At 71.7% G+C, this 12,584-nt stretch carries 11 protein-coding genes; 8 read left to right on the top strand and 3 right to left on the bottom strand.

Going from position 1 to position 12,584, the window contains the following annotated elements; genetic code table 11:
- Positions 1 to 5: 5 nt before the first annotated feature.
- Positions 6 to 1,244, bottom strand: coding sequence for an EAL domain-containing protein (locus FLX07_RS20645; protein ID WP_263407676.1), 1,239 nt, complete (start codon positions 1,242 to 1,244; stop codon positions 6 to 8).
- 240 nt (positions 1,245 to 1,484) lie between these two features.
- Between FLX07_RS20645 and FLX07_RS20640 the strand changes: the two genes are divergently transcribed.
- From FLX07_RS20640 to FLX07_RS20620, 5 genes are all read left to right on the top strand, one after another.
- Positions 1,485 to 2,180, top strand: coding sequence for an acVLRF1 family peptidyl-tRNA hydrolase (locus tag FLX07_RS20640; protein WP_142572454.1), 696 nt, complete (start codon positions 1,485 to 1,487; stop codon positions 2,178 to 2,180).
- Positions 2,181 to 2,339: 159 nt separating this feature from the next.
- Positions 2,340 to 3,938, top strand: a complete 1,599-nt coding sequence (locus tag FLX07_RS20635) for an ABC-F family ATP-binding cassette domain-containing protein (RefSeq protein WP_142572453.1) — start codon at positions 2,340 to 2,342, stop codon at positions 3,936 to 3,938.
- Between the two features lie 115 nt (positions 3,939 to 4,053).
- On the top strand, positions 4,054 to 4,269 hold the full coding sequence (locus FLX07_RS20630) for a helix-turn-helix domain-containing protein (RefSeq protein WP_030507271.1): 216 nt from the start codon (positions 4,054 to 4,056) through the stop codon (positions 4,267 to 4,269).
- A gap of 198 nt (positions 4,270 to 4,467) precedes the next feature.
- Positions 4,468 to 5,325 carry an enoyl-CoA hydratase/isomerase family protein gene (locus tag FLX07_RS20625; protein ID WP_223853909.1) on the top strand — a complete coding sequence of 286 codons (858 nt, stop codon included), beginning with the start codon at positions 4,468 to 4,470 and terminating at the stop codon, positions 5,323 to 5,325.
- A gap of 100 nt (positions 5,326 to 5,425) precedes the next feature.
- Complete coding sequence (locus FLX07_RS20620) at positions 5,426 to 7,312, top strand: ABC transporter ATP-binding protein (RefSeq protein ID WP_142572452.1); 1,887 nt, start codon at positions 5,426 to 5,428, stop codon at positions 7,310 to 7,312.
- An 89-nt stretch (positions 7,313 to 7,401) separates the two neighbouring features.
- On the opposite strand, the gene FLX07_RS20615 is transcribed toward FLX07_RS20620, so the two are convergent.
- Complete coding sequence (locus tag FLX07_RS20615; protein ID WP_142572451.1) at positions 7,402 to 8,280, bottom strand: sulfotransferase family protein; 879 nt, start codon at positions 8,278 to 8,280, stop codon at positions 7,402 to 7,404.
- A gap of 31 nt (positions 8,281 to 8,311) precedes the next feature.
- On the opposite strand from FLX07_RS20615, the gene FLX07_RS20610 reads away from it, so the two are divergent.
- From FLX07_RS20610 to FLX07_RS36560, 3 genes are read left to right on the top strand one after another with little or no spacing between them, the layout of a single operon-like run.
- Entirely contained in the window at positions 8,312 to 9,274 is a 963-nt protein-coding gene (locus FLX07_RS20610) for a S66 peptidase family protein (RefSeq protein WP_142572450.1), read from the top strand.
- A 43-nt stretch (positions 9,275 to 9,317) separates the two neighbouring features.
- Positions 9,318 to 10,223, top strand: coding sequence for a hypothetical protein (locus tag FLX07_RS20605; RefSeq protein ID WP_223853910.1), 906 nt, complete (start codon positions 9,318 to 9,320; stop codon positions 10,221 to 10,223).
- A 10-nt stretch (positions 10,224 to 10,233) separates the two neighbouring features.
- Positions 10,234 to 10,407: a hypothetical protein gene (locus FLX07_RS36560; RefSeq protein ID WP_167748326.1), complete on the top strand. Its 174-nt coding sequence runs from the start codon at positions 10,234 to 10,236 to the stop codon at positions 10,405 to 10,407.
- Here the strand turns inward: FLX07_RS36560 and FLX07_RS20600 are convergent.
- Positions 10,389 to 12,161: a glycoside hydrolase family 15 protein gene (locus tag FLX07_RS20600; protein ID WP_142572449.1), complete on the bottom strand. Its 1,773-nt coding sequence runs from the start codon at positions 12,159 to 12,161 to the stop codon at positions 10,389 to 10,391. The two genes, FLX07_RS36560 and FLX07_RS20600, sit on opposite strands and share 19 nt — an antisense overlap.
- Between the last annotated feature and the right edge of the window lie 423 nt (positions 12,162 to 12,584).

Genomic DNA, 12,584 nt, shown 5'->3' with positions numbered 1-12,584 from the left:
CGGGCTCAGCGGGCCGGCTGCGCCTGGAGGGCGGCGGCGTGTCGCAGCAGGTCGCCGACCCGCACCACGCCCATGCACCTGCCGACTTCGTCGACCACCACGAGGTCGTCGTACACGCGGGCGTTGTCCTGCCCCGCCACCTGCATGGCCGCGATCACCGGGGTCGTCTTCGCCACGATCTTCGCGGTGTCCGCCAGACGGGCGGCGGACTTCTTCGCGTGCAGCGCGTGGCCGTACGCCCCGGCCATGAAGAGCAGGAACCGGCTGCGGTCGATGCTGCCCTGCGGCCGCTGGTATTCGTCCACCAGGATCACGCTCGTGATCGAGGGCTCGGCGCTCAGCACGGCGACCACCTCCTCGGCCGTCGACCCGGCCGGCAGCGTCACCGCGGGAAGCAGGAGCTCCTGCACCCTGGGGCCCAGCGACGCGGTGACCGCGGCCGCCTCCGGCACCGGCAGCGGCACGTGGACACGGTTGTAGCCGTGGGAGGGCCGCCAGTCGGACGGCGCGAGCAGGGGGCCCTGCGTGAGCCTGATGCCCCAGCCGCGTATGGCCGCCAGCTCCGTCTCGTCCCGCACGCCCGGGGCGAGCACGTGCGCGCCGACGCCGCGCGCGAGCCGGACCAGCGATTCCGCGAGCGCGCCGCGCCGGGGGTCGCGTGGCCCCCGCCTCACCAGGTCGGAGGACAGCGCGATCACGTACGGCGAGGCGTCGGCGAGCAGGTCGAGCGGCAGCGCGGTGGTGCCGACCCCGCCGAACGCGATGAGGTAGCCCACCGCGCGCAGGCCGTCGATCCCGGACAGCAGGGCCGTGCGCTCCACGGGCCCGGGATCGCCCTCGATCACGAGGATGACCTCGCGGGGACGCCGGTTGCACACGCGCATGGCCTCGTGCAGGGGTGCGAGGCCGGCCGTGCCCCCGGCGACGGCGGCGGCGGAGATCGGCAGGACCAGCGGCAGCAGGGCCTCCTCGCGGGCGGCGGCCAGCAGGCCGTTCACCGTGCCCGCGACGCCCGCGACGCCCGGGCCACCCGGGCCGCCGGAGGAGGCCCGCTCGGCGGTCACCTCGATGGCCACGGCGCCGCCGGTGTCGAGGTCGACCACCGGGAGGAAGCGCGGAGTGGCCGGGCCGGGGAGGCCGGGCTGGTGACCCTCGGGCGGGTACACGCGCTGGTCGTATGGCGGGGCGGCCGCCGCCGGGGTGTATCTGCGCACCATGGTGGCCGGGTCGTGGTCCCCCGTCATGTCCGCGGGGCCGTGTTCTCGCACGCTGTCCCGGGGGAACGGGGTCGCCGGGGCCGGACCGGACGCCGGGGTGCGTTGCGAAGCCGCGGCGAGCGGCGCCGTCGGAGGGGAGGGGAGCGACACAATTGAATTGTGGGACGCCCAATCCCCGCACTTGCCGTCTACGGGGGGAAATTCACCTATATTTCCTCGTCAGTTGGACGGAATCCTACAGACGGGGCACGAGTAGGCTGATCAGCCATGACGGCAGGGCCCGCCGCTGGAGGCGGCAGATGGATCTCGGTCGCCCCTGAGAGGCTCGCCCGATGGATCGCGAGCTTCGCCGGGCGGCACGGCACGATCGAGGCCGTCGTCCTGCCCGACCTGGTCCGTCTCGACGCCGCCGACGGCGCGATCGCCGAGTGCCACATGCCGTTCCCGCCGCTGCGCCCCTCCCGCGACGGTGAAGGTGACGGTGGGCACGAGGACGAGCCGCGCCTGCCCCCGCCCGCGGCGGCGCTGGTGGCCCACGTGCGCCGTGAGCGGACCGTCGGCGTGCTGCTGGCCCGGCTCGGCGGGCACGCCGCCGGCGTCTTCACCGGCGCCCGCCTCGTCACGGGCAAGGTCGGCTCGCGCCAGGTCCACGGGCGCAGCGCGGCCGGCGGGTGGTCGCAGCAGCGCTTCGCGCGGCGCAGGGACAAGCAGTCGGCCGAGGCGCTGGGGGCCGCCGCCGAGGTGGCCGCCCGCGTCCTCCTGCCGAGGCTCGCGGACCTGGAGGCCGTCGTCCTCGGCGGGGACCGGCGCTCGATCGACGAGATCAGGCGCGACCGGCGCCTCGCGCCGCTGTTCGCCCTGGAGACCGGCCCCTTCCTCACCGTCCCCGATCCCCGGCTGGCGGTCCTGGAGGGCGCCCCCGCGTTGTTCCGCGCCGTACGGATCCGCCTGATCGACCCCTGACCGGCCGTGCGGCGGCGGGGCGGCGGCGGAGCGAGGGCGGGGTTTCACCGCAGACGGCGGTGGACACGGCGGCACTACACTTGAGCCCATGCGCGCTCCCGACTGATCGCTCCCGGTGCCGACGCCGACCTCATCACCTACGGGAGTGTCCCCTTAACCATGATCATCGCTACCGACATCGAACTTCGCGCCGGCTCGCGCCTGCTCATCGAGGGCGCCTCGTTCCGGGTGAACCCGGGCGACAAGATCGGCCTGGTGGGCCGCAACGGAGCCGGCAAGACCACCCTCACCAAGGTCCTGGCGGGAGAGGGCCTGTCCGCCGCGGGCACGGTCACGATCTCCGGCAGCGTGGGCTACCTGCCGCAGGACCCCCGCACCGGCGACCTGAGCGTGCTGGCGCGCGACCGCATCCTGGCGGCCCGCGGCCTCGACGAGGTGCTCCGCGAGCTGCGCGAGGCCGAGGCCGGGATGGCGTCCGACGACCAGCGCGTACGCGACCGCGCGGTGCGCGCCTACGGCCGCCTGGAGGACCGCCTGCACGTCCTCGGAGGCTACGCGGCGGAGTCGGAGGCGGCCTCGATCGCCTCCAGCCTCGGGCTGCCCGACCGCGTCCTCGGCCAGCCGCTGCAGACCCTGTCCGGCGGCCAGCGACGGCGGGTGGAACTTGCCCGGATTTTGTTCTCCGGAGCGGAGACTCTCCTGCTTGACGAGCCGACAAACCACCTCGATGCGGACTCGATCGGCTGGCTTCGTGAGTTTTTGCGCTCGCACCAGGGCGGCTTGGTGATCATCAGCCATGATGTGAACCTTCTTGAAGCGACGGTAAACCGGGTGCTCCACCTCGACGCGAACCGCTGCGTGATCGACACCTACAACGTCGGCTGGAAGGCCTACCTCGCCCAGCGGGAGACCGACGAGAAGCGGCGCAAGCGTGAGCGGGCCAACGCCGAGCGGCAGGCGTCGGCCCTGCTGACCCAGGCCGACCGCATGCGGGCGAAGGCCACCAAGGCCAAGGCGGCCCAGGACATGGAGCGGCGCGCCCGGCGGCTGCTGTCCGGCGTCGAGGGCGAGCGGCGCTCCGACCGCGTCGCCAAGCTGCGCTTCCCCGACCCCGCACCCTGCGGGAAGACCCCGCTGACGGCCCGCGGCCTGTCCAAGTCGTACGGCTCGCTGGAGGTGTTCACCGACGTCGACGCCGCGGTCGACCGGGGCTCGCGGATCGTCATCCTGGGCCTGAACGGCGCGGGCAAGACCACCCTGCTGCGGCTGTTCGGGGGCATCGAGAAGCCCGACACGGGCGAGGTGATGCCCGGTCACGGGCTCAAGCTCGGCTACTACGCGCAGGAGCACGAGACGCTCGACCCCGGGCGTACGGTCCTGGAGAACATGCGCTCGGCCGGGCCCGACCTGGCCGACGTCGACCTGCGCAAGGTGCTGGGGTCGTTCCTGTTCACCGGCGACGACGTGGACAAGCCCGCCGGGGTCCTTTCCGGCGGCGAGAAGACCCGTCTCGCCCTCGCGACGCTGGTGCTGTCGAGCGCCAACGTGCTGCTGCTCGACGAGCCCACCAACAACCTCGATCCGGCCTCCCGCGATCAGGTGCTGGCGGCCCTCGGCTCCTACACGGGCGCGATCGTGCTGGTCACGCACGACGAGGGGGCCGTGGAGGCGCTGCAGCCCGATAGGGTGATTCTGTTGCCAGACGGAGTAGAAGACGCATGGAGTGACGAATTTTCCGATCTTGTGGCGCTTGCCTGATCTTAATTTGAGCGGGTAGGGATCTTTTCCCGCGGAGTAGGTAGCCGATCCCGTCGAAATGACTGATCATGGGCTGAAGTAACGCTGCGGAAGTCTGGCACTACAGGAGGTACTCGTGGCCGAGACTCTGAAGAAGGGCACCCGGGTGACCGGGGCCGACCGGGAAAAGCTGGCCGCCGATCTCAAGAAGCGCTATTCCGCGGGTGAGAGCATCCGCGCCCTGGCTGCTTCCACCGGCCGCTCGTACGGGTTCATCCACCGCATCCTGAGCGAGTCCGGGGTGACTCTGCGCGGGCGCGGCGGCGCGACCCGGGGCAAGTCCAAGCGCTAGAGATCCACCTCAAGACGCGCGACCGCAGCCGCTCGTTCCTGCAGGAGGGGCGGTCGTGTCCGATCAGCCAGAACGATATTCGGTAAGCTCGGGCGCGACCGCGAGATGAACAGGAGGGCGGACGCCCGGCACGGACGGTGCGCCGCACCGGACCGGCCGTGCGAGGCGACGTCTTCCGCACTGAAGCAGGAGCGGGGCATGGCGGAAGCGGCAATGGGGGGATATCCGGAGCACGCCCGTGTGACGGGCGACGGCTCCGATGCGTCGACGATCTCGGCGGCCGCGCCGGCCGGGGTCGGACTGCGTTTCGAGGTGGACGGCGAGATCGCGACCGTCACTTTGGACCGGCCGGACAAGCGCAACGCTCAGACGTTCGCGACATGGTCGGCCCTGGCCCGGATCGGGGAGACCCTTCCGGAGCAGGTGAGAGTGGTCGTGGTCAGAGGCGAGGGGCCGTCCTTCTCAGCCGGGATCGACCTGCGCATGTTCACGCCCGAGGGGGTGCCCGGACAGGAATCGTTCGCGAGCGCCGCGGCGCTCGCCGACACCGAGTTCGAGCAGCGCATCGCCGAGGCTCAGAAGGGTTTTCTGTGGCTGCGCAGGCCGGAGATCGTGTCGATCGCGGCCGTGCAGGGCCACGCGATCGGGGCGGGCTTCCAGCTCGCACTCGCGTGCGACCTGCGTGTCGTCGCGGACGATGTGAAGTTCTGCATGAAAGAGCCCGCGCTGGGGCTGGTTCCCGACCTGACCGGGACCAAGCCCCTGGCCGACATCGTGGGGGTTCCCCGGGCCATCGAGATGTGCCTGACCGCGCGTACCGTTGGTGCCGCCGAGGCCGTACGCCTCGGTCTGGCCGAGATCGCGGTGCCCGCGTCCGAGCTGGCCCAGGCCGTAGAGGACCTGGCCGCGGCGCTGCTGGGGACCGACCGCGCCGCCGCGGCCGCCACGAAGCGGCTGCTGCAGGCCGCGCCGGGACGCACACTGGAGGAGCAGGCGGCCGCCGAGCGGGCCGAGCAGGTGGTGCGCATCCGGGCGCTGTTCGGGGCGAACGGATAGGTGCTGCCGGAGTCGGACGGACAAATGCTGTTCGCTTCGAGCTGACCGGGGAATCGGGGGAGTCCTCTCACTGCTGCACGGCTGGGAGGATGTACGACATATGTCGATGATGAACGGGGGCTACGGCCTTCAGGTGATGCGGTCCTTACGGCGTGACAGCTCCGTGACGAAGGAGCGGATCGCGCCGGGGACCGTCCGGCGCATCGCCGGATACGCCCGGCCGTTCCGCACACAGATCGCCGGTTTCCTCGCGCTGGTCATGGTCGACGCGGTCATCGTGGTCGCCAACCCGCTGTTGATGAAGGCGATCATCGACTACGGCATCACCCCTGGGCGGGTCGACGTCGTGATGTGGCTCGCCGTGGTGATCGGGGGGCTGGCGGTGCTGGACGCCGGGCTCGGCCTGCTCCAGCGGTGGTATTCCGCCCGGATCGGCGAGGGCCTGATCTACAACCTGCGCACCGAGGTCTTCGACCACGTGCAGCGGATGCCGGTCGCGTTCTTCATGCGCGCCCAGACCGGCGCGCTGGTGTCCCGGCTGAACACCGACGTCATCGGGGCGCAGCGCGCCCTCACCAGCACGCTGTCGTCGGTGGTGTCCAACGTCATCAGCCTGGTCATGGTGCTCGTCACCATGCTCGTGCTGTCGTGGCAGGTCACGCTGGTCGCGCTGGTCCTGTTGCCGATCTTCGTCTTCCCGGCGAAGTGGGTCGGCCGCCGAATGTCCACGCTGACCCGCGAGCAGATGCAGCTCGACGCCGAGATGAGCTCGGTGATGACCGAGCGGTTCAACGTGGCCGGCGCCATGGTCGCCAAGCTGTACGGCAGGCCGGACGACGAGGCGGCCCACTTCGCGGACCGCGCGGGACGGGTCCGCGACGTGGGCGTGATCGTCGCCATGTACGGCGCGGTGTTCCGCATCGCGCTCGGCCTGGTCGCCGCGCTGGCGACCGCCCTCGTCTACGGTCTCGGCGGCGTGCTCGCGATCTCCGGGGCCTTCGCGCTCGGCACCCTGGTCGCCCAGTCGTCCCTGCTGATGCGGCTCTACGGCCCGCTGACCAGCCTGTCGAACGTCCACGTGGACGTGATGACCGCGCTGGTGAGCTTCGACCGCGTCTTCGAGGTGCTCGACCTCAAGCCGATGGTGGCCGAGAAGCCGGACGCGGGACCGATCCCCGAAGGACCGGTCACGATCGAGTTCGACGACGTCCGCTTCCGCTACCCGGCCGCCTCCGATGTCTCGCTGGCGTCGCTGGAGTCGGTGGCCCGCCCGGACACCGGGCCCTCGCAGGAGGTGCTCAAGGGCGTGTCGTTCACCGCGCACCCGGGCGAGCTGGTGGCGCTCGTCGGTCACTCGGGCGCGGGCAAGACGACCATCACCTCACTGGTGTCCCGGCTGTACGACGTGGACGAGGGGGCCGTCCGGATCAACGGCGTCGACGTCCGCGACGCCACCCTGGACGGCATCAGGGACACGGTGGGAGTGGTCATGCAGGACGCCCACCTGTTCCACGACACGATCGGCAGCAACCTCCGCTACGCCCGTCCCGAGGCGACCGACGAGGAGATCTGGGAGGCCCTGCGCGCGGCCCAGATCGCCGACCTGGTGAAGAACCTGCCGGAGGAACTGGAGACGGTCGTCGGCGACCGCGGCTACCGGCTGTCGGGAGGGGAGAAGCAGCGCATCGCGCTGGCGCGGCTCCTGCTGAAGGCGCCGCGGGTGGTGGTGCTGGACGAGGCGACCGCCCATCTGGACTCGGAGTCCGAGGCCGCGGTGCAGCAGGCGCTCAAGACCGCCCTGCGGGGGAGGACGTCGCTGGTGATCGCCCACCGGCTGTCGACCATCCGCGAGGCCGACACGATCCTGGTGGTCGACGACGGCCGGGTCGTCGAACGCGGCCGGCACGAGGAGTTGCTGGAGCGGGCCGGCGCCTACGCCGAGCTGTACCGCACGCAGTTCACCGGCTCCGGCCCGGGCGGCGCCTGAGGCGCACCCGAGACGCCTGGCCTGACACACAGCTCGGCGTCAGCGGCGCCTCAGATACGGCTCGGCGTCAGCGGCGCCTGAGACACGGCTCAGCGGTAGCCGAGGCGGGCGAGCTCGTCCCTGGTTACTTTCTCCACCAGTTCGGCGTCCTCGGCCGACAGCCGCCTGCGCCAGCTTCCCGGCCGGGGGATCGTCCTGCCGTACAGCGCGATCGTGGAGATCTTCGATTCCAGGAAGGACGACACCGCGTCGATCGCCTCTCCCGGCGAGGCCACCATGTCCTCGTACCGCAGGGTGAGCAGATGCTCGCCGGGCAGTTCGCGGCGCAGGGCGGCGCTCAGCCGCACGGCGCCGCGCCAGCGCAGGGCGCACTTGCCCGCGGGCGGCATGCCGGCCCAGCGCTCGCGGTGCTCGGCCGAGCGCACGCCGAGGAACGGGTTGGGAAACTCGGCGTCCTCGCTCAGCATGTGGGGCTTGACCCAGGTCATGCAGGCGGGGTCGGCGAGCATGTCGGCAACGACGTCGCGGCCGTCGCGGATGATCTGGATGAGCCGGGCGTCGGGGAACGCCCGCAGCAGCACCGGCACGCTGTAGAGCAGGTCGGGGCTGGCGTCGCCGAAGCGAGACAGCGCGCCCGGCCCGACGCACGGCCCCGCGCCGACGATGCCGCCCGCCTCCCGGCAGGTGGCCGTGCACTCCGCGCACGCCGCCGGCACCACCTGCCACGCCTCGGCCAGCACGTCGCGCAGCACCTGCGGGGCGCCGCCGCTGCGGGCGATCGACGGCCTCCTGGCGAAGGCGTGGACGACCCGTGCCACCGGGCCCCTGCCCATGGTCACGTGGAAACCCGGCGAGCGCTTGAGGGCACGGCTCAGCAGGTCCGCGCCGGAGTGCGGCGCCGCGACAACGAACACCGGACGACGGACCTTGACACCGTTGACCACGAGGATGTGCGTCGGAGGTCGCATAGATACCGCTAAGTCTGACACCCTTTGAAGGGTGAGCGAGCGCTTCCGCGGCGGGGCGGACGGTGACGCCTCGGTAACGGTCCCGAGCCTGCCCCGGCGGCTGCGGCCCGGCGACACCGTCGCGCTGGTCGCGCCGGCCGGCCCCGTCGATCCCGTACGGCTCGAGCGCGGCACGGAGGTCCTGTCCGGGCTCGGACTGCGGGTCGTGCACGGGGCGTCGATCCTCGCGCGGGAGGGCTACCTGGCCGGGCCGGACGCCGCACGGGCGGCCGACCTCCAGGACGCGTGGTGCGATCCCGGGGTGGCGGCGGTCATCTGCGCCAGGGGCGGCTACGGCACCACCCGGCTGCTGGGGTTGCTCGACTGGGACGCCATGACGGCGGCCGGTCCGAAGATCCTGCTCGGGTCGAGCGACATCACCGCGCTGCACCGGGCCTTCGCCGACCGGCTGGGCCTGGCGACGCTGTTCGGGCCGATGCCGGCGGGCGCGACGATCAGCGACCCGGAGGGGCCCGAGCCGGTCACCTTCGCCCACCTGCGCGAGGCCCTGTTCGAAGGCGGCACGCCCGCGCCGGTCACGGGCGACCGGGTGATCGTGCCCGGCCGGGCCGAGGGCCGGCTCACCGGGGGAAACCTCGCTCTGCTGGCCGCCCTGTGCGGCACGCCGTACGCGCTGCGTGCGCGGGACCGCATCGTCCTGCTGGAGGACGTCACCGAGGAGCCGTATCGGATCGACCGCATGGTGACGCAACTGCTGCAGGCCGGGTGTCTCGACGGCGCGGCGGGCATCGTGCTGGGATCGTGGGTCGACTGCGGCGACCCGCTGCCCGTGCTGACGGAACTCCTGGTCCCGCTGGGCGTCCCGGTCGTCGCGGGCCTGCCTGTCGGCCATGGCACACCACAGATGGCGATGTGGTTAGAGACGAATGTGGCTATTGTGACCGAATCGTGCTCTGTCGCGGGCACCTTCCGCGACTCTGACGCGGCAACCTGAGACGCGCCCGGATATGCCCGGGCCGTGGTGAAGGGATGGTGCGTTGGGACTCCTGCGGCGACTGCTTAGCCGGACGCGACCGGACCATCCCGCTCTGAGAGCCGTCGAGGACGTCGATCTCGACTCCCTGCTGGCCCTGGTCGCCGAGACCATGGGCTACACCTGCGCGTTCGCGGCCGACGGCACGTCGCTGACCCTGACCTCGCCTGAGCGTGAGCGGGCGGTGAACCTCGTCGGCCTGCGCAGAGAGGCCGGTCGCCGCGCCCGCGAGGACTGGCCGATGCTGGTCTCCGAGCACCTGGCCCACGCGGTGTCGGGCGAGCCGTTCGACGCCTGCAACCTCACGCCCATCAAGCCGCTGCTGCGCACGCGGGTCCACGCCGCGGACGACCCCGCCTTCCCCGACCCCTCCCGGATCATCGGCCGCCACCTCAGCGCCGACCTGATCGAGGTGCTGACCATCGGCGCTCGTCCGGTGCGCCCGGAGGAGGCCTTCTGCTGGCCGATCCCGCCGGCCGAGGCGCTCGACGTGGCGATCGGCAACGCCCTGACCGACGAGCGGCCGACCGTGTCGCAGCTCGACCTCGCGGGGACCGAGGTCTCGCTGCTGTCCGCGCCAAGCGCGGCGGCCCACCTGCGCCGCCTCACGGCGTACATGGACGTGCCCGAGGACGGCACGCTCGCCGTGCTGCCGCATCGAGGCATGGTCGCGGTGCACCCGGTGGCCGGCATCGGCGTGGTCCGCGCGATCGAGCGCCTGCGCATCTTCGCCCACCGGGAGCACGCCGGCCGGACCGACGGGCTCAGCCCCCACGTGTACTGGTGGCGCCGGGGCAAGCTGACCCGCATCCAGGCCGACCTCATCAGTCACGACGGGCAGACCCGGCTGGTCGTCGCGCCGCCGCCGGAGTTCGCCCGGCTGCTCGCCCGCATCGCCGGCCAGTCGTAGCCGGCGAGCCGTGAACCGGGTGCGGGGGCACGCCGGCCGGGAGCACGAGTGGCCCACCATGCTCTGGGACGCCGGCGGCGTGAGCCCGCGCGGCGACGACGCCTATCCGGTGCCCACCCGGCTGTATCGGTCGCTCGGGTTCCGTGAGTGCGCGAGGAGCCTTGGCTACCGCTGCCCGGCGTAGCCCGCAAGCGCCTGGGCGGTGCGGATGAGGTGGATGTGGGTGAAGGCCTGGGGGAAGTTGCCGAGTTGGCGGCCTGTTCTGGGGTCGTATTCCTCGGCGAGGAGGCCGACGTCGTTGGTGAGGGCGATGAGGCGTTCGAAGAGTTCGACGGCGTCGTCGTGGCGGCCGATCATGGCTCTGGCCTCGGCGAGCCAGAAGCTGCAGGCGAGGAAGGCGCCTTCGCCGCCGGGGAGGCCGTCGACGGGGTTGTCTTCGGCGAGGGGGTAGCGCAGGACGAAGCCGTCGGTCATGAGTTCGCGTTCGATGGCCTCGACGGTGCCGATGACGCGGGGGTCGTCGGATGGGAGGAAGCCGACGATGGGGATCTGCAGCAGGGCGGCGTCGAGTTCGCGGGAGCCGTAGGACTGGGTGAAGGTGTTGCGTTCGGGGTCGTAGCCCTTGTCGCAGACCTCGGCGTGGATGCGGTCGCGCAGGGCACGCCAGCGCTCCACGTCGCCCCTCCGGCCCAGCTCCTCGATGACACGGACCATGCGGTCGGCCGCGACCCAGGCCATAACCTTGGAGTGGACGAAGTGCCGGCGGGGGCCGCGCACCTCCCACAGTCCCTCGTCCGGCTGGTCCCAGTTGTGCTCGAAGAACTCCATGATCTTCGTGACCAGGGCCCAGGCGTGGTCGTCCGGCGGCATGCCCTGCTTGCGCGCCTGAAAGAGGGCGTCGACGAACTCCCCGTAGATGTCGAGCTGGAGCTGGGTCGCCGCGCCGTTGCCGATCCGCACCGGCGTCGAGTTCTCGTAGCCCGACAGCCAGTCGAGGGTCATCTCCGGCAGGCGGCGTTCGCCGGCCACGCCGTACAGGACCTGGACGTCCTCGGGGCGGCCGGCGATGGCGCGCAGCAGCCAGGAACGCCAGGCGTCCGCCTCCTCGACGTAACCGGCGCCGGTCAGCGCGTCGAGCGTCATGGAGGCGTCGCGCAGCCAGCAGTAGCGGTAGTCCCAGTTGCGCACCCCGCCCAGGTGCTCGGGCAGCGACGTGGTCGGCGCGGCCACGATGCCGCCGGTCGGGCTGTAGGTGAGCGCCTTGAGTGTGATCAGCGAGCGGACCACGGCGTCGCGCCAGCGACCCCGGTGACCGCATCGGGAGACCCACTCCTCCCACAGGAGCCTCGTCTCCGCTAGCTGCTCCAGCGGGTCGATCCGCTCCGGCTGCGGCTGGTGGGAGGGGTGCCAGGTGAACACGAACGGCAATCGCTGCCCGGCGGTGACGGTGAACGTCGCCTCGTGCCGGTAGTCGCCGCCGCGCAGCGGGACGGGTGAGTGGATCCAGACCGAGTCGGGGCCGCCGATGGCGTGCAGGTGCCCGTTCCTGCGGCGCACCCAGGGGACGATGCGGCCGTAGTCGAAGCGGATGCGGATCTCCGTCGTCATCTCCACGGTGCCGGACAGGCCCTCCACGATCCGGACGAGATCGGGGTTGGCGTGCCGCGGCGGCATGAAGTCGATGACCTTGACCGCGCCCGTGGGCGTCTCCCAGACGGTCTCGAGGATGAGCGTGTCCTCGACGTACGCGCGGCGCGTGGCCTGCTCGTGTCCGGCGGGGGCCAGGCGCCAGAAGCCGTTGTGCTCGTCGCCGAGCAGCCGGGTGAAGCAGGAGGGGGAGTCGAACCGCGGCAGGCACAACCAGTCGATCGAACCGTCCCGGCCGACGAGGGCGGCCGACTGCATGTCACCCACCAGGGCGTAGTCCTCGATCCGCATGCCCGTCACGCTACCGGGCGCGGGCCGTCCGCTCATCCGCGGGCGGATTGCCCTGTCGATCGGATGGATTCACTGATGCAGGACGCGAACGGATCCTGCGTCTGCCACTTGGCGCCGATCGTGCTGGAGTCCGCTGTTCTCATGATCGCGGTGGTCGTGAGAGTCGGTGTAGCGGTCATGGCCGAGCGTACGACTGTGCTTCGGTCCGTCCAAAAATGAGTGCTTCCTGGCCGCATGGAGGCGGCATGGGGTGCCGCCGGTCGGGCAAATTGGAGGCGGACATAAAGGCCATAACAGACATATATCGGCGCGCCGGTGGACTGGCGTCGCTGCGACCACGGGTCCGCGTACCCCGGGAAGCCCGGCCGGAGTTCCTCGCCTCGGTCCCCGCCATCGTCGCGGGGTGGTCCGTGATGGCGGGGG

This window comes from Microbispora bryophytorum (assembly GCF_006874465.1).
Classification (GTDB): Bacteria; Actinomycetota; Actinomycetes; order Streptosporangiales; family Streptosporangiaceae; genus Microbispora; species Microbispora bryophytorum.
This window is presented reverse-complemented; position numbering and strand designations above follow the sequence as displayed.

Coding starts and splice junctions, on each gene's coding strand:
- FLX07_RS20645 (WP_263407676.1), bottom strand. CDS start 1,244: ATGACGGGGGACCACGACCCGGCCACCATGGTGCGCAGATACACCCCG.
- FLX07_RS20640 (WP_142572454.1), top strand. CDS start 1,485: ATGACGGCAGGGCCCGCCGCTGGAGGCGGCAGATGGATCTCGGTCGCC.
- FLX07_RS20635 (WP_142572453.1), top strand. CDS start 2,340: ATGATCATCGCTACCGACATCGAACTTCGCGCCGGCTCGCGCCTGCTC.
- FLX07_RS20625 (WP_223853909.1), top strand. CDS start 4,468: ATGGCGGAAGCGGCAATGGGGGGATATCCGGAGCACGCCCGTGTGACG.
- FLX07_RS20620 (WP_142572452.1), top strand. CDS start 5,426: ATGTCGATGATGAACGGGGGCTACGGCCTTCAGGTGATGCGGTCCTTA.
- FLX07_RS20615 (WP_142572451.1), bottom strand. CDS start 8,280: ATGCGACCTCCGACGCACATCCTCGTGGTCAACGGTGTCAAGGTCCGT.
- FLX07_RS20600 (WP_142572449.1), bottom strand. CDS start 12,161: ATGCGGATCGAGGACTACGCCCTGGTGGGTGACATGCAGTCGGCCGCC.